Origin of the sequence: Cytobacillus oceanisediminis 2691 (assembly GCF_000294775.2) — a bacterium.
Taxonomy (GTDB): Bacteria; Bacillota; Bacilli; order Bacillales; family Cytobacillaceae; genus Cytobacillus; species Cytobacillus pseudoceanisediminis.
Genome location: NZ_CP015506.1, coordinates 929,466 through 950,103 on the forward strand (window position 1 = coordinate 929,466; position 20,638 = coordinate 950,103).

21 protein-coding genes are annotated in these 20,638 nt (G+C 45.0%); 17 read left to right on the plus strand and 4 right to left on the minus strand.

Annotated features, from left to right (window positions below):
- Positions 1–17 precede the first annotated feature (17 nt).
- Both lhgO and A361_RS04855 read left to right on the plus strand, forming a co-directional pair.
- A complete protein-coding gene (lhgO, locus tag A361_RS04850; RefSeq protein WP_019382645.1) occupies positions 18–1,226 on the plus strand; it encodes an L-2-hydroxyglutarate oxidase in 1,209 nt (402 codons plus the stop codon).
- Between the two features lie 60 nt (positions 1,227–1,286).
- Positions 1,287–1,742, plus strand: coding sequence for a hypothetical protein (locus A361_RS04855; protein WP_009335071.1), 456 nt, complete (start codon positions 1,287–1,289; stop codon positions 1,740–1,742).
- A 36-nt stretch (positions 1,743–1,778) separates the two neighbouring features.
- Here A361_RS04855 and cbpA read toward each other — a convergent pair whose 3' ends face one another.
- Positions 1,779–2,423 carry a cyclic di-AMP binding protein CbpA gene (gene cbpA, locus A361_RS04860; protein ID WP_009335070.1) on the minus strand — a complete coding sequence of 215 codons (645 nt, stop codon included), beginning with the start codon at positions 2,421–2,423 and terminating at the stop codon, positions 1,779–1,781.
- Positions 2,424–2,562: 139 nt separating this feature from the next.
- Between cbpA and A361_RS04865 the strand changes: the two genes are divergently transcribed.
- From A361_RS04865 to A361_RS04875, 3 genes are all read left to right on the plus strand, one after another.
- Positions 2,563–3,207, plus strand: coding sequence for a LytTR family DNA-binding domain-containing protein (locus tag A361_RS04865; protein WP_019382644.1), 645 nt, complete (start codon positions 2,563–2,565; stop codon positions 3,205–3,207).
- Between the two features lie 132 nt (positions 3,208–3,339).
- Entirely contained in the window at positions 3,340–4,872 is a 1,533-nt protein-coding gene (locus A361_RS04870; RefSeq protein WP_019382643.1) for an acetyl-CoA hydrolase/transferase family protein, read from the plus strand.
- Positions 4,873–4,977: 105 nt separating this feature from the next.
- Entirely contained in the window at positions 4,978–6,171 is a 1,194-nt protein-coding gene (locus tag A361_RS04875; RefSeq protein WP_019382642.1) for a class I SAM-dependent rRNA methyltransferase, read from the plus strand.
- Between the two features lie 51 nt (positions 6,172–6,222).
- Here A361_RS04875 and A361_RS04880 read toward each other — a convergent pair whose 3' ends face one another.
- Entirely contained in the window at positions 6,223–7,278 is a 1,056-nt protein-coding gene (locus A361_RS04880) for a TRAP transporter substrate-binding protein (protein WP_019382641.1), read from the minus strand.
- 89 nt (positions 7,279–7,367) lie between these two features.
- Here A361_RS04880 and A361_RS04885 point away from each other — a divergent pair, with 89 nt between their 5' ends.
- The 5 genes from A361_RS04885 to A361_RS04905 all read left to right on the plus strand — a co-directional run bounded on the left by A361_RS04885 (position 7,368) and on the right by A361_RS04905 (position 13,577).
- Positions 7,368–8,960 (plus strand): ATP-binding protein, encoded by a 1,593-nt coding sequence (locus A361_RS04885; RefSeq protein ID WP_285856349.1) that lies wholly within the window; start codon positions 7,368–7,370, stop codon positions 8,958–8,960.
- On the plus strand, positions 8,950–9,636 hold the full coding sequence (locus A361_RS04890) for a response regulator (protein WP_009335064.1): 687 nt from the start codon (positions 8,950–8,952) through the stop codon (positions 9,634–9,636). The genes A361_RS04885 and A361_RS04890 overlap by 11 nt, the downstream gene beginning before the upstream one ends.
- 123 nt (positions 9,637–9,759) lie before the next feature.
- Positions 9,760–11,049: a C4-dicarboxylate transporter DctP gene (dctP, locus tag A361_RS04895; RefSeq protein WP_009335063.1), complete on the plus strand. Its 1,290-nt coding sequence runs from the start codon at positions 9,760–9,762 to the stop codon at positions 11,047–11,049.
- A gap of 296 nt (positions 11,050–11,345) precedes the next feature.
- Complete coding sequence (locus A361_RS04900; RefSeq protein WP_019382639.1) at positions 11,346–12,653, plus strand: MFS transporter; 1,308 nt, start codon at positions 11,346–11,348, stop codon at positions 12,651–12,653.
- Positions 12,654–12,731: 78 nt separating this feature from the next.
- A complete protein-coding gene (locus tag A361_RS04905) occupies positions 12,732–13,577 on the plus strand; it encodes an STAS domain-containing protein (protein WP_019382638.1) in 846 nt (281 codons plus the stop codon).
- Between the two features lie 41 nt (positions 13,578–13,618).
- On the opposite strand, the gene A361_RS04910 is transcribed toward A361_RS04905, so the two are convergent.
- A complete protein-coding gene (locus A361_RS04910; RefSeq protein ID WP_019382637.1) occupies positions 13,619–15,307 on the minus strand; it encodes a membrane protein in 1,689 nt (562 codons plus the stop codon).
- 137 nt (positions 15,308–15,444) lie between these two features.
- On the opposite strand from A361_RS04910, the gene A361_RS04915 reads away from it, so the two are divergent.
- From A361_RS04915 to A361_RS04945, 7 genes are all read left to right on the plus strand, one after another.
- Positions 15,445–15,837 (plus strand): DUF3139 domain-containing protein, encoded by a 393-nt coding sequence (locus tag A361_RS04915; RefSeq protein ID WP_019382636.1) that lies wholly within the window; start codon positions 15,445–15,447, stop codon positions 15,835–15,837.
- Between the two features lie 66 nt (positions 15,838–15,903).
- Positions 15,904–16,302 carry a GNAT family N-acetyltransferase gene (locus A361_RS04920; protein WP_019382635.1) on the plus strand — a complete coding sequence of 133 codons (399 nt, stop codon included), beginning with the start codon at positions 15,904–15,906 and terminating at the stop codon, positions 16,300–16,302.
- Positions 16,303–16,396: 94 nt separating this feature from the next.
- Complete coding sequence (locus tag A361_RS04925) at positions 16,397–17,221, plus strand: MBL fold metallo-hydrolase (RefSeq protein ID WP_019382634.1); 825 nt, start codon at positions 16,397–16,399, stop codon at positions 17,219–17,221.
- Between the two features lie 58 nt (positions 17,222–17,279).
- Positions 17,280–17,819 (plus strand): DinB family protein, encoded by a 540-nt coding sequence (locus tag A361_RS04930; RefSeq protein ID WP_019382633.1) that lies wholly within the window; start codon positions 17,280–17,282, stop codon positions 17,817–17,819.
- Positions 17,816–18,337 carry a signal peptidase I gene (lepB, locus tag A361_RS04935; protein ID WP_019382632.1) on the plus strand — a complete coding sequence of 174 codons (522 nt, stop codon included), beginning with the start codon at positions 17,816–17,818 and terminating at the stop codon, positions 18,335–18,337. Before A361_RS04930 ends, lepB begins: the two co-directional genes overlap by 4 nt.
- Before the next feature lie 48 nt (positions 18,338–18,385).
- Positions 18,386–18,619, plus strand: coding sequence for a hypothetical protein (locus A361_RS04940; RefSeq protein ID WP_019382631.1), 234 nt, complete (start codon positions 18,386–18,388; stop codon positions 18,617–18,619).
- Between the two features lie 88 nt (positions 18,620–18,707).
- On the plus strand, positions 18,708–19,304 hold the full coding sequence (locus A361_RS04945) for a histidine phosphatase family protein (RefSeq protein ID WP_019382630.1): 597 nt from the start codon (positions 18,708–18,710) through the stop codon (positions 19,302–19,304).
- Between the two features lie 37 nt (positions 19,305–19,341).
- Here A361_RS04945 and A361_RS04950 read toward each other — a convergent pair whose 3' ends face one another.
- Positions 19,342–20,601: a sensor histidine kinase gene (locus A361_RS04950; RefSeq protein WP_019382629.1), complete on the minus strand. Its 1,260-nt coding sequence runs from the start codon at positions 20,599–20,601 to the stop codon at positions 19,342–19,344.
- Positions 20,602–20,638 lie beyond the last annotated feature (37 nt).

The following is a 20,638-nucleotide window of genomic DNA, read 5'->3' on the forward strand; positions in this document are numbered from 1 at the left end:
AGAAAGGGTGGAGGATCATGTATGATTACATCATTATTGGCGGGGGCATTGTTGGCTTGTCAACAGGAATGGAGCTGCTGAGCCGGTTTCCTTCAGCAAAAGTGGCCATCCTGGAAAAGGAAAGCCATGTAGCGGCCCACCAGACGGGCCATAACAGCGGCGTCATCCATTCCGGAATATACTATAAACCCGGAAGCTATAAAGCCAGGCTTGCCAAAAAAGGCAGTGAATCCATGACGGAATTTTGCCGGGAGCATGGTCTTGAAGTGGATATCTGCGGAAAAGTCATTGTCGCGAGCGAAGATTTCGAGCTCCCGCTATTGGACGATCTATATCAGCGCGGTTTAGACAATGGTCTTGGCATCCGGATGATTGACCATGGCGAGCTCCATGAAATCGAGCCGCACGTGAATGGAAAAAAGGCAATTCATGTGCCAATGGCTGGCATTGTCAACTATAAGCAGGTTTCGGAAAAAATGGCTGAGATCATCACAGCAAAAGGCGGGGACATCCTGCTGAATCATAAAGTACTAGCCATTGACGAAACGGCTCAGGAAGTAATCGTCCAGACCAGCATGGGAGAGGTAAGGGGAGCATACTATGTAAACTGCGGCGGCCTGCAGTCAGACCGGATCGCCAAGCTTGCCGGATTGAAAACGGATGTCAAAATAGTGCCATTCAGGGGCGAGTATTTCATGCTCAAACCGGAGAAAAGCAGCCTCGTCAAAAATCTGATCTATCCTGTGCCAAATCCCAACTTCCCGTTCCTTGGGGTCCATTTTACCCGCATGATTAACGGAGCCATTGATGTTGGCCCAAATGCCGTTCTAAGCTTTAAGCGGGAGGGCTATAAAAAGACGGATCTCAATGTGGCAGACCTTATGGAAGTTGTGGCTTATAAAGGATTCTGGAAGCTGGCAAAGAAATATATGAAAGAGGGAGTGGAAGAAATGATCCGCTCAGCATCCAAGGAGCTCTTCATGAAAAATGTCCAGAAGCTCATGCCGGACATCCAGAAGGATGACATTGTTCCCGGGCCGGCCGGTGTCAGAGCGCAAGCCTTGAAGGATGATGGCTCATTAGTCGATGACTTTTTCATTGTGCCGAGCAAACGCTCCATTCATGTTCTAAATGCACCATCTCCGGCCGCTACGGCATCCATTGAAATTGGAAAAGAAATCGTCAGGAAGATGGACGGAATGTTTAAGATGGAATCAGCTGTTTAAGTAATTGGAGAATAATTCAAAATCCCCTGAACCATAATATGGAAGAAAGGGGATTTTTACATGAAAGCTACTACAGTGATCAGGCTGCTTCATTTGGTCATTCCTTGGCTGACCATATTTTTTCTGCCTAAAAAGTCCTTCAATAAATTTTCCACCGTCTCGGTTTTTGCCGGAATTTTAGTGTTCATTATGAGCATCCTGGCCATTCCTTTTAAATGGTGGACAGTGGAGGGAGGACACTTCAAGAAATTGCTCAATGATTTAACCTTCATACTGGGCCCGTTTTTTATCGGGACCTTATGGATTTTTCATTTTACCTTCGGAAACTTTAAGCGTTATCTGGCTGTCAACGCTATCATGGATTTTCTATTCGCCTATCCGCTTAATTATTTGTATGAAAAATTTAACTTATATAAGCTGGTCAAATTTAAGCCCATCTATATTTTCCTGTTCTTCACCACCTACGCATGGATTATTTATGGATACCAGGAATTTTTTCATCGGAACCACAGATAAGAAAAAAGCCGCTCCATCATGGAACGGCTTTTCTCGTTAGCATTCTCCATTATGACACTCGACCCCGATCACACGGAAGCCATTTGCATCCAGTTCTTTCTTGATTTTATCCAAGGTTTCTTCTGTCGTATCCTTCGGCAATGTAAAAAGGATACGGCGGATCAGGCTGACATGGAAGTTGGATGAGTCCAGTGAAATGACTCCCTGTATATCGCTATATTTACTGATGATGCTGCTTATCTTTTTCAGTGTTCCCTGTGTGCCATAGCTTCCCACAGTCAGGGTATAGCTTCCGCGGTTCAGTCCCCACGCTTCCTCCAGCAGTTCCAGTACGGCCGCATGTGTCAGCAAACCGACAAACTGCCCATTTTCATTTTCAACCGGCAGATAAGGATATCTCTTCAGCGTGAAAAAGGCTTTCATGAAAGAGTCATCCTCATCAATTACGGTCTGCTGGTCTTTAGCCAGAGCCGTAATGGGTTCATCCAAAGAATGATTCTCCTTATATTCTAAAATATCAACCTTATAGATGTTGCCGGCAAACTTTGTATGTGTGGCATCCAGAATAGGGACACAGCGGTAACCAGTTTCGTTTAGAAACTGCAGCGCCTGTTCCAAATTAAAGGTTTCATCACAAAACCGGACATCTCTTTTCTCTACCATCTGATGGCGAATCAGCATTCCAGCATCCTCCTTTACCCCTAACCTTCTCTATTCTATGCCGGTGCCTTTTTGGCAATGATAAGAAATTAAGTGAATCCCCCTGCGAAAACTTGTAAAATAAGAAAAAGCCATCATCAGGAAAGGTGCTGAAAAGAACGTGGAAAGCATTACAGTTGTGTCGCTGCTGGATGTGATTGGAGAACTGTTTTCCGATGAGATTTCCATAGCGGTTTCCAATACAAGTGAATATATTTATTACCGGCCGAGCAAGCGCATCGATTTGAAAATCAGGCCGGGTGACAGGGTGAAGGAAGGAACCATCGCCTATAAGGCTTTAGGGACACAGCAAAGAGTGTCGGAGTTTATTGATCGCGATGTATTCGGTGTTCCGTACCACGGCATGGCGGTTCCATTTTTGCATGAAGGAAAGCTTGAAGGCTGCGTAACCGCTATTTTTCCGGCTTTGACGGACGGCAAATCGGTTGTGACAATGAAAACGAATGATGGCTGGATTCCGATTCCTTTTTCCGAGGTTGTCTACCTTGAGGCAAAGGATAAGAAGACCTATGTACATACTGGCGGCAATTCAGGCACCCATAAATACTCGCTTCAGGATTTTGAGTATTCGCTGCCGAAGGACAGTTTTATCCGCTGTCACCGCTCCTACATTGTAAATGTCAATCATATCAAGGAAATCTTTCCTGACACGCATTCCACCTTTCTCCTCGTCATGAAAAATGGGGACCGGGTGCCTGTCAGCCAGTCTTACTCCAGCTATTTCCGGAAATTGCTTGGTTTTTAGAAAATTCTTTCTGTTTCAGCTTTATAATTTGCTGTTTTATCCGAATTTTCCGTAAGATTATCGGAAAAGTCCTGGCTCCCTCTTTATCCGGGTAAAATGATTATATATATCATGGCAAAGGGGAGGAGCAACATGGAGAAAAATTTAGATCGGATTCGCGACAGCCGCCTGCATGACCGGGTAGTTACACCTGAAGAAGCAGCATCCTGGATTCAGGATGGTATGACTCTGGGGCTAAGCGGCTTTACACGTGCGGGCGATGTGAAGGCGGTGCCATTCGCGCTGGCTGACCGTGCCAGGCATGAGAGTTTTAAAGTGAATGTGTATACTGGGGCTTCTTTGGGATCTGATGTGGATAAGCTTTTTGCGGAAGCAGGAATTTTGGGAAAAAGGCTGCCATTTCAGGCCGATCCGACCATGAGAAAAGGGATTAACCAGGGGGATTTCTTATTTATCGATCAGCATTTATCCCACACGGCAGAGCTTGTGCGCGCGAAGGTCATGGATCCTATTGATTTCGCTATTTTGGAAGCGGTTTCTATTGCGGAGGATGGGCTGATCATTCCGTCTACTTCAATAGGAAACTCGTTATCTTTCGCTGAAAATGCCAGACATATCATCATTGAAATCAATCTTGCCCAATCCACGCAGCTGGAAGGCCTGCATGATTTATATGAACCTGGCAGGCAGGGGGAACGGAATCCGATTCCGCTGACGAAAGCCGGCGACCGGATCGGCATTCCGGGAATTAAAGTGGATTTGGATAAGGTGAGGGGTATCGTATTCACGAATCAGCAGGACTCTCCGTCGACGATCGTGCCGCCGGATGAAGAAACTGCCATCATGGCACAGCATCTGCTTCGATTTCTCCGCGGGGAAATTGAAGCAGGCAGGCTGGCAAATAGCCTGGCACCGCTGCAGTCGGGTATTGGGTCCGTAGCGAATGCCGTGCTTCATGGAATGCTCGACTCTGAGTTTGAGAATCTGGAAGTCTATTCAGAAGTGCTGCAGGATGCGGTATTTGATTTGATGGATGCCGGAAAAGTGGACTTCGCTTCCTGCTGTTCTATCACTCTATCAGATGAAAAAATGAAACAGGTTTTCAAGAACTTTGACCGATACAGGGACCGTTTAATCATGCGTCCGCAGGAGATATCCAACCATCCTGAAATCATCCGCCGCCTCGGCTTGATTTCGATCAATACAGCATTGGAGCTTGATATCTATGGAAATGTGAACTCCACCCATGTGCTTGGAACGAAAATGATGAACGGCATCGGCGGATCCGGTGATTTTGCCAGAAATGCGCGCCTTGCGATCTTCGTGACAAAATCAATTGCCAAAGACGGCAAGATTTCAAGCATCGTCCCATTCGTTTCCCATGTCGACCACACTGAGCATGATGTCGATGTCATTGTGACAGAACAAGGCTATGCAGACCTGCGAGGGCTGGCTCCAAGGCAGCGCGTCGAACTGATCATCGAGAATTGCGCACACCCTCTGTACCGCGACCAGCTTCGCGAATATTACCGGGAAGCCCTCACAAGAGGGGGACAGACTCCGCACGTACTGGAAAAAGCCCTTTCCTGGCACACAGACTTCACCAGGAATGGAACCATGCTAAAAGAAACAGCAGCAGCTGCTACTCAGTGGAGCTTCTGCTAAAGCAGGCAGTGCCAGGTACCCATACCACTTCACCCAGCTGGTATAGGTGCCTGGCACTTTTAATGTTACAATGATGCTATACTAACAAAATGATTGGGTGGAAATATGAGTAAAGCTATCAAATTAATTGCGGCTTCTAAATATAAGAATGGGTTTAAGGATGGCTATCCCCTGGTAACGGAGGAATCGGTGCAGCGGATTCCGAAGGGGATTGAAGAGGGTGCGGTCATTGAACTGACTGATGAGAGCGGGCGGTTTATCGGCAAAGGGTATTTTGGAAAGCAGAATAAAGGCAGAGGCTGGATTCTCTCGCGTAATCCTCAGGAAACCTTCGACGAAGCGTTTTTTGCAAATAAATTTAAAGAAGCTTTAAAAAGGCGGGAAGCTCTATTCCATGACCCAGAAACAACCGCTTTTCGGGTTTTCAATGGAGAAGGAGATGGAATCGGAGGCATCACGATTGATTATTACGATGGCTTTTACGTGATCAGCTGGTACAGTGAAGGGGTTTACAGCTTCAGAAATACAGTAATTCAGGCATTGATGAACAGTGCTGATGTCAAAGGCCTGTATGAAAAGAAACGGTTTGCTGTAAAAGGCACCTATATAGAGGATGATGATTTCGCAGCAGGGGAACGGGCATCTTTTCCGCTGATGGTGAAGGAGAATGGAATCAGCTTTCCCATTTATCTCAATGATGGCGCCATGGTAGGTGTATTTCTTGATCAGAGGCATGTCCGGAAGACAATCAGGGATAAGTATGCTAAAGGAAAAACGGTACTGAACACGTTCTCTTATACGGGCGCTTTTTCAGCGGCAGCCGCATTAGGGGGAGCAGTGAAAACAACCAGTGTCGACCTTGCCAACCGCAGCAAAAGCAAAACCATCGAAATGTTCAGCGTCAATGGCATTGATTTTGAGGCACAGGATATTATTGTGGAAGATGTGTTCAACTACTTCAAATACGCCGTTCGGAAGCAGCTGAAATTTGATATGGTCATCCTTGACCCTCCAAGCTTTGCCCGTTCCAAAAAGCATACATTCAGCGCCAGAAAAGATTACCCGGAACTGCTCGCACAGGCCATTCAAATCACAGAAAAGAATGGAATCATTGTGGCATCATCAAACTGCAGCACATTCAACATGAAAAAATTCAAAGACTTTATCAAAAAAGCATTCGCACAAACAGGGGACCGCTACAAAATCCTTGAGGAATTCACCCTTCCTGAAGACTTCCGCACCATTAAGGAATTCAAAGAAGGAGACTATCTTAAAGTAGCATTCATACAGAAGCTGTAAATAAAAGAATGACAGGCACCTATACCAATTGGTATAGGTGCCTGTCACCTTTTATTGATATTTAGCCCGCAGTTCCTTCATCTCTTCTACAAGTTTCTTCCCGATTTCCTGTGAAAAGTCTTCATAGACAGGATCCAGCTTAGACTGCCATTTCTGTTTTTCTTCAGATGTAAGCTCATGAATTTGAATGGAGGAATTCTGCCTGATTTTTTCAAGCAGTTCTTCGTTCATTTCAAAAGCCATCCGGCTGTTCCAGGCGGTTGTTTCTTCCATTGCCTCGAGCAGAATCTTCTTTGTTTCCTCTGTCTGCTCATTCCAGACCTTCTCGCTCATCATCACTGCATATCCAAGATAGCCATGATTGCTGATTGTCATATGCTTTTGCAGGTTATAAAATTTCTTTGAGTAGATGTTGGAAATGGTGTTTTCTTCACCATCCACATCGCCTTCTTCCAGGAGTTTATAAGTGGAATTGAATGAATCCTGAACTGCCTTTGCCTTCAGGCGGCTGAATTGGGCAGATATCACATCACTTTGCATAATCCGGAAGGATTGCCCTTTCAGATCCCCTGGTTTTTGGATGGGACCCTGATTTGAAGTGATCTGCTTAAATCCATTTGGCCAGTGGGCGAGCCCTTTAATGCCGTCCCCCTGCAGGGATCTCAGCAGCTGCTCGCCGATTTTCCCGTTCAGGCCTTTCATAGCAGCTTCACGCGAAGGGAACGCAAAAGGCAGATCCAGCACTCCCCATTGCGGTGAAAGCATGCCAAGCTTGGATGTGGAGGGGGCAATAAAGTGAACCTGTCCTTCTTTAAGAGCATTAATTTCTTCAATATCGGAATAGAGACTGCCGTTTGGAAACACTTCTATTTTAATATGGCCATTCGACTTTTCGGCGACAAGCTCTGCAAACTTTTGGGCTGCAAGGCCCTTCGGGGTATTTTCAGCCACCACATGGCTGAACTTGAAGACAATTTGATCCTTGAGCCCTTCCTGGTCATCATCGTAGGGAACCGCATCCCTTGGAAAAAAGCTTTGATAGCCAAAGAAGGCAGCCAGCAGCAAAACCATACCGGCAAGGAGAATATAGCCTGTGGCGCTTTTCATTTGAATCCTCCTTTTTAAAACTATTAATGTTATCATACTTACAAGAATTCTATCCGTAAAGACAGAAGGGAGGGTCCCTTGTGAATCAGATGCCCATCCGCTGGAAGATTACCATCCTGTCTTATGCAGTCGTTATTTTTTCTTTATTGATTGGCGGAATGGTGGTTATTGCAAACATCCAGGAGCAGGAAGAAAAAGAGCTGAGGATACGCTCGATGAATACAGCCAGAACGGTGGCAGAGCTGTCAGATGTAAAAAAAGGAATCCTCCAGCCGCAGGGCTGGAAGACGGTTAATAAAGTCACAGAGGAAATCCGGATCATTAATGAAACAGACTATATCGTAATCATGAATATGGAGCGTATCCGCTATTCCCATCCGGTCAGGGAACTGATCGGCCAGCCATCTGCAGGTGAGGATGAGAAACCGGCTTTTGCCGAACATATTTATTTTTCCAAGGCAGAGGGAGACGTCGGTACCTTTATCCGCGCATTCATCCCGATTAAAGATGAAAGCCTCAATCAAATCGGTGTGGTCGTTGTCGGCAATAAGATCCCTTCGATTACGGAAATTATCGCTGATCTGGCCGGCGAAATCAGCATTATTGTCCTGCTGACGCTCATATTTGGACTGATCGGTTCTTTGATGCTTGCCAATCATATTAAAAAGCAGATGTTCCAGCTGGAGCCCCATGAAATCAAACGGATGCTGGAGGAAAGGACAGCCACCTTTCATTCGATCAATGAAGGCGTAATCGCGATCGATAACCAGGAAAACATTACGATTTTCAATGAAAAGGCAAAGAAAATTTTTAACGTAACTGGCGATGTCGCCGGCAAAAAAATCAGATCTGTTTTAAAAGACACCAGGCTCCCTGAAATAGTGGAGCGCAGCCGTGCAGTTTATAATGAACAAATCATTGTAAGCGGCAAGGTCATCTTAAGCACCAGAATTCCCATCCGGAAAGACAGCGAAATGATCGGAGCGGTAGCTATTTTCCAGGACCGCACGGAAGTCACGAAGCTAGCCGAAGAGCTGACCGGTGTAAAAAGCTTTGTTGAGGCGCTGAGAGTGCAGAACCATGAACATATGAACAAGCTTCACACCATTGCCGGATTGATTCAGCTCGGGAAAGCAGACAAAGCTTTAAAGCTGACGTTCGATGCGTCTGAAGAGCAGGAAAACCTCTCGAATTTCCTCAGCGATAAAATCAGGAACGATGCCATTGCAGGCCTATTATTAAGCAAAGTGCGGCGCGGAAAGGAATTGGGCATCACAGTGGTCATCGACCCAAACAGCAATCTGGAGGAGTTTCCAAGCCGCCTGGACCACCATGACTTTGTTTTGCTGCTGGGCAATCTGATTGAAAATGCGTTTGGGGCTTTTGAGCATAGTGAACGTGAAGATCGAAAAATAGATATCAGTATTGAGCAGACTGATGAGATTTGTGCGGTGCTGGTGGAAGATAACGGCAGCGGGATAGAGGAAGCGATTTTGCCGAAGCTATATGAAAAAGGATTTACTGCCAATAAATCAGGCGGGACAGGCTATGGGCTTTACCTTGTCAAACAAATTACAGAAAAAGGCGGAGGAGCGATCGAGGTTTCAACAGGCCGGGATGAAGGAGCTTCCTTTACGATCACTTTTCCAATGGAAGCGGAGGGAGAGGCATATGGCGGTTAAAGAAGAAATCAATGTGCTGCTGATTGAAGATGACCCAATGGTCCAGGAAGTGAATAGAGAATTCATTGCAAGTGTGGAAGGATTCACGATCATTGCGGCAGCCGGAAATGGTGAGGAAGGAATCAGCCTTGCGAAAAAACTGAAGCCTGACCTGGTTATTTTGGATATTTTTATGCCGAAAAAAGATGGCATTCAAACCCTTCAGGAATTTAGAAAGCAGCACCTCGATTCTGATGTCATCGTCGTTTCCGCTGCAAAGGATAAGGAAACCATCAAGCTGATGCTTCAAAATGGCGCAAGAGATTATATCATTAAACCTTTTAAGCTGAACAGAATTCAGCAGGCTCTTGAAAAATACCGCCATTACAGAGAGAGCCTGAAGGAATCAGGCACACTGTCACAGGAGCAGCTGGATGCCCTGATTTATGCAAAGCAGGCGAAGAAAGAAGCAAACAGTCTGCCAAAAGGGCTGAATGAATTCACCTTAAATGAAATTACTGCATTTATGCAGCAGCAGACCGAACCCCGCTCTGCCGAAGAAGTTGCCAACGGCATCGGCATTGCCAGAGTAACCGCCCGCCGCTATCTTGATTACCTTGAAAAAAGCGGAGCAATCCGGCTGGATGTGCAGTACGGAGGAGTGGGCAGGCCTGTCAATCGGTATGTCATAGTTTAGTTATTATATTTCGAGACCAAAATGAACAAAACATCCGTTATGACCATAAACTTCTCGCTTTTATCTGAAAACGCTATCATTCCTAATAGAATGAATAGTTAGAAAAAAGGAGATGAGATCAAAGTGAAGAAGCAGCGGATTTATAAAAATTTAACCTTTCAGGTGTTAACGGCTATTTTTATCGGTGTTATGGTCGGACTGATTTGGCCGGAAGTCGGAAAAGAGATGAAGCCGGTAGGCGATACCTTCATCAACGCAGTTAAAATGGTCATCGCCCCGATTATTTTCCTGACTATCGTCCTTGGAATCGCCAAAATGGGTGATATGAAAAAAGTCGGCAAGGTTGGCGGCAAAGCGTTTATCTATTTTGAGGTTGTTACTACACTTGCTTTAATGATCGGTCTGATCGTCGTTAATGTCATTAAACCAGGTGCAGGCCTGAACTTTAATGAATTGGAAAAAGGAGATGTTTCACAGTATACAGCCAATGGCGGAGAGGGCATCAATTGGATTGAGTTTGTAACACATATTGTTCCTTCCAACATGGTGGATGCCTTTGCAAAAGGGGATATCCTGCAGGTTTTATTCTTCTCTATTTTATTTGGTGTCGGTTTGGCTGCTCTTGGTGAAAAGGGCAAAATCGTCATTGAATTTTTGGATAAGCTATCATTGGTCTTCTTTAAAATCATCGGCTATGTAATGAAGGCAGCCCCGCTTGGAGCATTTGGAGCCATGGCCTATACAATCGGGCATTTCGGACTGGCATCACTTGTTCCGCTTGGCAAACTGATGATTTCTGTGTACGTGACGATGTTCTTATTTATCTTTGTTGTTTTAAATATTATATGCAAAATGTACGGATTCAGCTTATGGAATTATTTGAAGTTCATCAAAGATGAAATTTTAATCGTATTAGGCACAAGTTCATCAGAATCAGTGCTTCCGAGAATGATGGATAAAATGGAGCGCATCGGCTGCTCCAAATCGGTTGTGGGTCTGGTCATTCCAACAGGGTACTCCTTTAACCTGGACGGTACATCCATTTACCTGTCCATGGCAGTTGTCTTCCTTGCACAAGTGTTCGGAGTGGATCTGACAATCGGCCAGCAGGTTACCATTCTATTAGTACTCATGCTGACTTCAAAAGGTGCCGCGGGAGTAACTGGCAGCGGATTTATTGTATTGGCATCGACGCTTGCCGCCCTGCAGGTTATTCCTCTTGAAGGATTGGCGCTTCTTCTTGGTGTAGATCGCTTCATGAGTGAAGGAAGAGCAATAGTGAACCTGATCGGAAACGGAATCGCAACGATGGTTGTAGCAAAGAGCGAAAATGAATTTGATGAAAATAAGGCTAAAAAAGCCATTAGTGAAATGAAATTAATGAAGCAGGAACAGCAAAAACAGGCAGTATAAAAGGTAAAGGCCATTTCCAACAAGGAAATGGCTTTATTCATTGTCGAAAACTTTCCTAAGCTGACGACATTTCCTGCACCTATTTCCCGGGAAAAAATCAAGTATAAGAAGGGTTGTCTGCCTTTTCAATCAAACGTTTGATTGAAAAGTAAATTGTTGAATTACCGCGAAAAACAGACAAAATTTAGAAAGTTATAAAAATTATATGATATGATTATTCTTAAAAAAGTGATAGGCGCCTATACCACTTAAGCTAACTGGTATAGGTGCCTGTCACCCGAAAGAAGGTTCACATCGTGAAGCGCCTTAAGGTTCATTATGCGTGGATTATTTTAATATTGACGTTCTTGGCGTTGCTGGCTGCACAGGGTGTACGTTTGTCGTTCGGGGCGTTCATGGCGCCATGGGAGCATGAGTTTTCTGCGAATCGCAGTGTCATATCCTTCATTGCCTTCGTCAGCTATATTGTTTTTGCCATTTCACAGCCGTATGTTGGCAGGCTGATTGACAAATATGGCATCCGCTATATTCTATCCTGCAGCATTTTGGTGATCGGTTTTTCAACACTTCTCACCTTTTTCACCACTAATGCCGTCCAGCTGATTATCATCTATGGTGTAATCGCCTCGGTTGGTTTTGGAGGTGCATCCAATGTTGCGGGAACGATGGCGGTGGCGACCTGGTTTGCCGATAAAAAGGGTATGGCCATGGGACTGATGTCTGCAGGCACTGCAGCAGGACAGCTTATTCTTGTCCCGCTGTCCTTATTCCTAATTGACCAGCTCGGGTGGAAGACAACTGTGCTCGTGCTCGGCTGCTTTTTGATTGTATTCATTTTTCCGCTTCTTCTGCTCTTTATCCGTTCGAACCCGGCTGATCTCCATATCGAGGCTTATGGAGCGAGGGTGAGTGATAATGAGAAGGGAAGGCAAAAGGAAGCACCAAAAGGAACGCTATCTATATTCCAGCTCTTAAAGCGAAAAGAATTCCTGTTTCTCATGCTCCCGTTTTTCGTGTGCGGCGTCACCACTACAGGCCTGATGGATACCCATCTTATTCCCTTTGCCCAGTATTGCGGATTTACGCCTGGCGTTACCGGAGCCGCTGTCAGTCTGCTGGCCGGCTTCAACATTCTCGGCACAGTCGTATCCGGGTTTCTTGCAGATAGGTGGAATTGCAGAAGGATCCTTGCCTTTCTCTACGGAGTACGGGCCCTGACCATTGTTCTTCTGCTCATCATCGTAAATGATGCTTCCCTGTTTGGCTTTTTCGTCACTCAATCCCATTTGTTGATTCTGTTTGCCATCAGCTTTGGGATTGTCAATTTTGCCACTGTCGCACCGACCATGAAACTGGCTGCGGAATATTTCAGGCATCTGTCCGCCGGAGCGGTGATTGGCTGGATTTATTTGAGCCATCAGCTGGGTTCTGCTCTTGGTTCCTTCGTCCCTGGTGTCATATTTGATCTGACAGGGAGCTATGACAGTTCTTTCATTGCATCCATCATTCTTCTTGTTCTGGCATCCGCCTTAAGCATAATGCTTCCGAGACCAGGAGCAGACTATCAGTATGCGAACAGCAGGGAATTAGCGGAAAATCGTTAGGAGCTTAAAATCGACACTTTATTTCTCATCGGTTAAAATATTAATATTGAAATAACAGTTCGGTTAGGGGAGACAGGCATGCATCGTAATCATGATCTATATCAATTTTTCCTTGAAAAAACCTGGGACTTAACAGAAGAATGGTATAAAAATGTGGACAAAGAAGAGAGCGGCGGGATATATACATCAGAAGATCCCGCTGTGATTGAACGAGTAAAGAAGCAAAATTACGAATTCCACAAGCAGTTCTCCGAAGTCTTCCATAAAGAAGAAGAAGCTTTCTTTCGTGAGCTGGAAAGCTGGATTGTCAAAGTGGCGCAGGATGATGAACACCTCCGTACGCCTCTGGAGATGATCCTGCAGGAGTTCTTTAACACCCAGGAACAGTATTTGAACCTGCTTGAGCAGTTTGTTGAAATCAGCCAGGGTCAATATGATGAAAAACAAATTGCCTTATGGCGCAGGATGATCATTAGAACCATCGGTGAGGTGGTTACCTGGTTCACGGAGGAGTATAATAACCATTCCCAGAAGAGGCTGCAGGCACAGCAGGCTTTAATCCTTGAACTAAGTTCCCCGGTCATTTCCCTGACAGAAGATATCGCACTTCTTCCTCTTGTCGGGGATATTGATACAGCACGAGCGAAAATCATGCTTGAAAATACACTTCAGCAGTGCAATAAAATAGGTGTCAGCCAGCTGTTCCTTGACCTTTCAGGCGTAGTCATGATTGATACTATGGTAGCCCATCAGCTTTTCCAGCTGATAGAAGCGCTAAGCCTGATCGGCGTAAAGACGACAATCTCCGGCTTAAGGCCGGAAATTGCCCAGACTGCAGTACAGCTCGGTTTGACATTTGATCATGTCAGCATCAAATCCACACTATCCAGTGCCATTAAATCAGCAAACATAATAGCAGGGTAATAAAAAACACGATGAAGGATGCCTTCATCGTGTTTTTGCGTCTATTCCAATCCTTTAATGGTCATTTCCTTCACAGGCAGGAATGCCTCACCTGTATCCAGATAGTTCACGTCCACCTGATCGCCTTCCTTCAGATAAATGGCCATCGGCACGGTTTCAGATGAAACCACATAGCTCTGGCGGTTATCCAGGAGGAATGATACGACGGTGAATTCGCCGGATTTCTCCTTGTACACCCGCAGTACAGTGCCGCTCACCTGTTTCTCCTCTGCTTTTGAGCTTCCGTCTACCGTGCCTCCGCCTCGCTGCAATGCGGTTTTATATAAACGCAATGCTTCATTTGGCGTTGTCCCGTAAGCAGATATTTCCGGATTGGCAGCTGATACAATAAAGTAGTTCTGCAGGAATCCGTTGGCATCAAGCACAGGCGTCAGCCAGCTCGCTTCCCCGTAGAAGTTATACAGAACAGGCATTTCACCGCTCCATTTTTTCTCGATGAATTTCTTCTCGATAATCTGGAGGGCACCCTGCGAATCCATATAAGATTCCTCAAGATTACCTGTAAAGAAGGTCGCTTCGCCCGTCCTTGAATTTGTCAGAGAATAGCCAAGCATCGAATCGACGCCTTCTTTGGGACTTGTAAAATCTGTGAAGTAATACATATCGCCATTTTCATCAAAAATCGGACTCACATTGGCTTCTGTTCCTTCATCCGATGGAAGCCTAACATCTGACTTTCCGAATTTGCTGTTCCAGAAGCCGTGGACATAATTCCCGAAATAGCTGTTCTGCAGACTGACAGTTTCAGGGGAAACAGCTCCATCCACAAAGGCCGGCACATCCGCAAGTTTATAGGACTCCGTCTGTCCGTTCAGCGGGTCAACCATGACCACCCCTTGAACATCAAAGCCATTTCTCGCCGAAATAAACTCTCCATATGAACGGATATAAAACGGCTTTCCGTCGTCATCCACCTCCAGCTGCACATCTCCGTAAAAAATGGCCTGCGGATACTGCATCCGAATATGGCGCTCAATATTTTTATTAAAATAAGAGGATGGTGTATACACCATATCACTTTTCACAAACTTTGGATTGGCAGAGGAGTCAGTTGCGCTGATTGTAAAATAGCCAGGTGTTTTATCTCCATTCCACCATTTGAAAAAGCCCGAAAACTCTACAGGCGCTATATAAACATATTCTCCATTGACTTTCTGGATCTGCAGGCTGCCAAGCTCATAATAGCTCGTATTCGGAACCTGCCCGAAAGCCTTCTTCATCTTATTGCGTGCAAACTGCGGCGGCACGCTTGCCGGTGTTTCTTTTTCATCAAACGTCTCAATCTCCGTTTTTTCATTCATTTTGGCACTTTCATATTTATCATCTGCGTTGAATAGAAAAGCTGTCAGAAAGAAAATCCCTGCAATCAGACTGACGGCAAACACACCTGTTTTTATCATTCGTTCCCTGCCTGTCGCAAGAACAGCTCCAATTAATGAAGCGATAACCGCAAACAGCCATAAGCTGGTCAAGTTCCGGTCCAGATTGGTGAAATAATACACGGCAAAAACAAGCAGCACAGATACAGCGGCGGTGCCGGCCATAATTCCGGTCCCCAGTTTCCTGCCTTCTTTTTCCTTTGCCTTTGCCTTCGGTTTATAGCTGAACGGAATCAGCAGGATAGCAACCGCCAGTCCGGCAATCAGTGAAAAAATAAAAATATTTCCCATAAGAATCTCTCCTAAAGTAAGTTCTTTACTATTTAATACGGACGGCAGACAAAAAAGTTTCATATAGAAAAAACTACCACTCCAAGTTACTTGTAGTGTAAAATTACACTATATAAACGGTTGGGAGTGACAAATACATGAAAAAATTACTGTTGATTATAGCAGGCTTGTTAATTCTGGCTACACCCGTCTTTTTTCTTTATGTATTAAATAATGGCAATCCCATCATGAACAAGTGGATAACCCATGAGGTGAAGAAGCATCTGGATGGAACAGACTATGACGAAAGTGATTTTCAGGAACACAGCTATAGCATACCTAAGATGGACATCAATCATGATTTTTACCATACCCATTATTATGTCATTTTCAAAGATGAACCGAACATAATCTATTACTATGGCAAAAAGAAGTGGTTTGGGGATGTTGTTCAGTTTTGTGAAAAAGAGGACGCTTCCACATATGAGTTTGTAACGGGGAATACGGAACATAGTGAAGAAGTCTGTGTATCGATGCTGGATAACCGTTAAAAGAAAAAGGATTCTTCCGCCTTGAACCAGAATAGGTTTAGCATTACATACTTAAGGAGATTTTTTATGATCAAATATGAATTTGCCTTACCGGATCAGGATCAATTATTTCAGTTATATGAAAATGACGGCTGGAATGAATTTTTGAAGCTGCCGAAAGAAAAACTGCATAAGGCGATGGAGCAGAGCTGGCTGGTGATCAGTGCCTATGATGGAGATTGCCTGATCGGGACAGGGCGCATTATTTCAGACGGAGTGATTAATGCCTATCTTTGCGGATTAATCGTTGATCCAGGTTATCGCAGCCAGGGCATCGGAAAGGAAATGGTGCGCAGGCTGGCAGTGGAGTGCTCGAAGGCACGGCTGCATGTGCAATTGATGGCTGAGGAAGAGAAAGCGGGCTATTATGAAAAGCTGGACTTTGAGGTTTTTACCTTAGGCTTGAAGTATAAGTTTTCAGGCTAAAGTTGTAGTCATTTTCAGTCAGAACGGCGATTTAGCATAAAGTTTCCAGCATTAAAATGGGTAATGTAAAATATGAGAAACGGAGGCAATTCTAATGGAAAAATATATATGCAAAACGTGCGGAACGCAATTTCCGCCTTCGGTCCATCAGCCTGAAAGCTGCCCGATCTGCATGGAAGAGCGCCAGTACGTTGGACCCCGTGGCCAGGAATGGACAACATTACATGAAATGACGGAAAGCCAAATTTATATAAATGAAATACAGAAGGAGGAATCCAATCTTTACAGCATGAAAACAGTGCCGGAGTTTGCCATCGACCAGACAGCTTATCTTATTCAGCATAACGGTTTTAATCTGATGTGGGACTGTATTACCTATCTCGATGAGCACACGATTGACACCATAAAAGATCTAGGCGGATTAGACGCAATCGCACTGTCCCATCCTCATTACTATTCAGCTCAGGCGGAATGGGCGGAAACATTCAATGTGCCGATCTATATACACGAAGACGACAGGGAATGGGTGATGAGGGACAGTGAACACATTATTTTCTGGAGCGGAGAATCGCTCAAAGTTCAAGATGGCCTGGTCATCCACCGCCTTGGCGGACATTTTAAAGGCGGTGCTGTCCTTCATTGGGAAAATGGGAGCCAGGGCAAAGGCGTTCTGCTCACCGGCGACATCATTCAGGTTGTCGCAGATAGTGGGTGGGTCAGCTTCATGTACAGCTACCCGAATCTCATCCCTCTTCCGGCTGAAACGGTAGAACGAATGGCTGGCAGAATAAAAACGCTATCATTTGACCGGATCTACAACGCGTTTCACAGAGTTATAGAAAAAGAGGCAGACCTTGCAGTGCAGCGGTCAGCTAAACGCTATATAAAAGCAGTCCGGGGCGAGCTTTTTCAAACCTAATATTGGCTCTGTAAATAGATATTTAGTAAAATAAGGTAATAGAATGGGAGGGAACGCGATGTTAAAAAAACCTAAATCCAATGAATATGCACCCTATTATGAGAAATATGTCAGCTCCGTACCGGAAGGGGACCTGCTGCAGATCCTCGATGTGCAAATAAAGGAAACGATGAATCTGGTAAAAGACCTGAATGAAGATCAGGCTCAATTCCGTTATGCTCCGGAAAAATGGACCATTAAAGAAGTTATCGGCCATATCACAGATACCGAACGCATCATGAGCTACCGCCTGCTTTGCATTGGCAGAGGGGAGATGGCCAAGCTGCCTGGCTATGATGATAATGAGTATGTGAAGAATGGGCAATTCAACCGTTTCAGCATCCGGGAACTGGTAGAGCAGCTGTCCTATGTACGCCAAAACACGATTGCTCTACTAAAAAGCATGGATGATGAGTCACTGCTAAGGAGAGGGAATGCAAACGGCACGGAAGTAACCGCCCGGGCCATCGCCTATATTATTGCCGGCCATGAACTTCATCACCGCACCTTCATTAAAGACAGGTATATGGGTGCAGAAGGCTTTGGTGGAACACATTGAATAAGCATGAAATAGTGAGCTGGCTGAAATCCCTTCTGATTGCCTTTGGAATCGCTATGGTGATCAGGGTCTTCCTTTTTTCACCTTACTATGTGGAAGGAGCCTCCATGGATCCGACCCTTCATGACGAGGAAAAAATATTCGTAAATAAATTTGAAGAACTGGACAGAGGCGATATTGTCATCATCAAGGACGAAGAAAAAAACTATGTTAAAAGATTAATAGGATTCCCCGGCGATGAATTGGAGATGAAAGATGACCATCTGTATATAAATGGCAAGCAGTGGGATGAAGACTATCTCTCAGAAAATCGCAAAGCAGCAGAAGGAATTGTCAACAAACTGACCGGTGACTTCGGCCCCCTAACTGTTCCGGAAGATCACTATTTTGTGATGGGCGACAACCGCCTTGTCAGCCTGGACAGCCGTAATGGACTCGGATACATCGAGAAGGAGCGGATTATCGGCGTCAGCGAATTTGTCTGGTATCCTTTTTCAAACGTAAGAAAAGTAGATTAGCTTCAGGAGCGGCAGGCACCGCTCCTTTTACATAATAGGGGGGATCTTGTGGAATTGTTTCTTCAGGTAGCTGCCTATTTTATCTTTGCTGCCGGGTCTTTTTATTTCTTTTTCGGCGGAGTAAGAAAACCGGCTGGAAAATACGCGCTAAGGCACAAGAGCTTTATCTTTTTGATCAGCTTCTTAATACTGAGCGGATATTTCTGTTCGGCAGATGATGAGGGTGAAGCCTGTATGCTGGAGCCACTATTCTATTTGCAGATTTCGACATTCTATTTATGAAAGCTGCCCTTCTATTTGCATCCTCCAAAAGGAAATTGCCTATTTTAATTAAATACCGAAACAAGTGAAAAGAAAGGACGTGTTATAGATGACAAAAATCGGATTGATCAGGCACGGAATTACAGCCTGGAATAAGGAGGGACGGGCACAGGGAAGCTCGGATATTCCTCTCCATGAAGAAGGATTGGCTGAGGCGGAACGCCTGGCAGAACGGCTTGGCCGAGAAAGCTGGGATGTGATTTATTCAAGCAATCTCCTGAGGGCAAAGCAGACTGCGGAAGCCATCCAGAAGAAAACCGGTTCCATTCCCCTTCACCTCGATCCCCGAATAAGGGAAGTCGGCGGCGGGATGATTGAAGGCACAACCGAAGCAGAGCGTCTTGAAAAATGGGGCAAAGACTGGCGGGAAATGGACCTCGGTTTTGAGCCGAAAGAAAGCATCATTCATAGAGGACTTGAGTTCCTCCAGGAAATCACAGATAAGCACCCGGGCGAAAACGTGCTGATCGTAAGCCACGGTTCCTTCATCCGCCATCTGTTAAGGGAACTTGTGCCGCACACGGATCTGTCCTCCCCGCTGAAAAACACATCCATCACAAAGCTTTTGATCAAAGATAGCCAGTGGATCTGTGAGCTGTATAACTGCACGAAGCATCTTGAGGTGAAGCAGATAGAATCATGTTAAGCCAGTAAAAAAACAGCAGGCTGCCGCTGCTGTTTTTTTATCCATTATGTATCTTCGACTTAAAGTTCGGAAATGTAAACCTGAAAACAGTGCCTTTACCCACTTCGCTTTTGACGCGAACACTGCCATCCATGGCCCTTACAATACTGAACACGACCATCATACCGAGACCGGTCCCTTTGGAGCCTTTTGTAGAATAGTAGGGTTCACCTAAACGCTGAAGCTGATCGGACGTCATGCCGACACCGGTGTCTTTTATTTCGATGGTGATCTGGCTGCTGCTATAGTGTGTTTCTATGTATAATTGCCCGCCGCGCGGCATGGCCTCGATTGAATTTTTAATTACATTCAGAAAGCATTGGTGGAATTTTTGCCGATCACCTTTAATCGATCCGAGGAGGGCAAAATGGGCATTAATCTCTACGGAATTCTGATTGGCGGTCGGTTTTAATATATTCATGACTTGCATTAGTTCTTTTTTTACATTAATTTCTTCGATCTTATCTAAGGAAGGCTTGGAAAAGGTTAAATAATTTTGAATGACCTGTTCCGCCGATTCGAGTTCTGCTTTCACGATGCCCAAATACTCAACCCTTTTTCGCGGCGGCAGCCGCTGTTCCTGTAATAGCTGTACAAATCCAATTGCAGCCGTCAGGGGGTTGCGGATTTCATGTGAGATGGCTGCTCCCATTTGCTCCACAGCTTCAAGCTTTTCTGCCCTTACGAGATTTTCACGGATATCCAGATTTCTTTTGGCAAACTCGAATACATATGAAATCATGAAGACACCCAATGGCGGAATCACCAGGTAGGCAAACCAGGCATCAAACCGGTTCTGTGGCGGCACCGATAGTTCCATAACGACAACGGTCAGCACACTTAAAATCAGGGTTATGATAATCGAAAGGCGAATCCTTTTTCGCGGCACCTGCTTCCAAAACCAAGGATAGAGTCTCCAAAGAATAATCCCGAGGGGCAAATATAAAAGAATATTAGAATAAAACCCAGGTTCTACTCCATAAAAACTTCTCATCAAAATCACAGACCCGGCCAATGCGGGGCCGATTCCCGCATATAAACCGCCGATGATGACAGGTATCAATCGTAAATCAAAAAAGTAATGCGGGCTTGGCTGATAGGAAAACTGAAAGCATATCCAGATCATGAACAAAAGCCATATAAAAGAGCAGCCTTTGGAAAACCGGAATTTAGAGCTTTTTTCCGCCCATACCAGCACAATAAACAAGATGACGATCAAGAGCGATAGATTAAAGAAAAAATGCTTTGTGATTTCCACCGTTTCACCTGCCTCTTTGTGAGGTTATAAGAAAATT

Coding starts and splice junctions, on each gene's coding strand:
- A361_RS04890 (WP_009335064.1), top strand. CDS start 8,950: ATGGCGGTTAAAGAAGAAATCAATGTGCTGCTGATTGAAGATGACCCA.
- A361_RS04920 (WP_019382635.1), top strand. CDS start 15,904: ATGATCAAATATGAATTTGCCTTACCGGATCAGGATCAATTATTTCAG.
- A361_RS04880 (WP_019382641.1), bottom strand. CDS start 7,278: ATGAAAAGCGCCACAGGCTATATTCTCCTTGCCGGTATGGTTTTGCTG.
- A361_RS04925 (WP_019382634.1), top strand. CDS start 16,397: ATGGAAAAATATATATGCAAAACGTGCGGAACGCAATTTCCGCCTTCG.
- A361_RS04910 (WP_019382637.1), bottom strand. CDS start 15,307: ATGGGAAATATTTTTATTTTTTCACTGATTGCCGGACTGGCGGTTGCT.
- A361_RS04915 (WP_019382636.1), top strand. CDS start 15,445: ATGAAAAAATTACTGTTGATTATAGCAGGCTTGTTAATTCTGGCTACA.
- A361_RS04870 (WP_019382643.1), top strand. CDS start 3,340: ATGGAGAAAAATTTAGATCGGATTCGCGACAGCCGCCTGCATGACCGG.
- lhgO (WP_019382645.1), top strand. CDS start 18: ATGTATGATTACATCATTATTGGCGGGGGCATTGTTGGCTTGTCAACA.
- A361_RS04930 (WP_019382633.1), top strand. CDS start 17,280: ATGTTAAAAAAACCTAAATCCAATGAATATGCACCCTATTATGAGAAA.
- cbpA (WP_009335070.1), bottom strand. CDS start 2,423: ATGCTGATTCGCCATCAGATGGTAGAGAAAAGAGATGTCCGGTTTTGT.
- A361_RS04885 (WP_285856349.1), top strand. CDS start 7,368: ATGCCCATCCGCTGGAAGATTACCATCCTGTCTTATGCAGTCGTTATT.
- A361_RS04945 (WP_019382630.1), top strand. CDS start 18,708: ATGACAAAAATCGGATTGATCAGGCACGGAATTACAGCCTGGAATAAG.
- A361_RS04905 (WP_019382638.1), top strand. CDS start 12,732: ATGCATCGTAATCATGATCTATATCAATTTTTCCTTGAAAAAACCTGG.
- A361_RS04875 (WP_019382642.1), top strand. CDS start 4,978: ATGAGTAAAGCTATCAAATTAATTGCGGCTTCTAAATATAAGAATGGG.
- A361_RS04855 (WP_009335071.1), top strand. CDS start 1,287: ATGAAAGCTACTACAGTGATCAGGCTGCTTCATTTGGTCATTCCTTGG.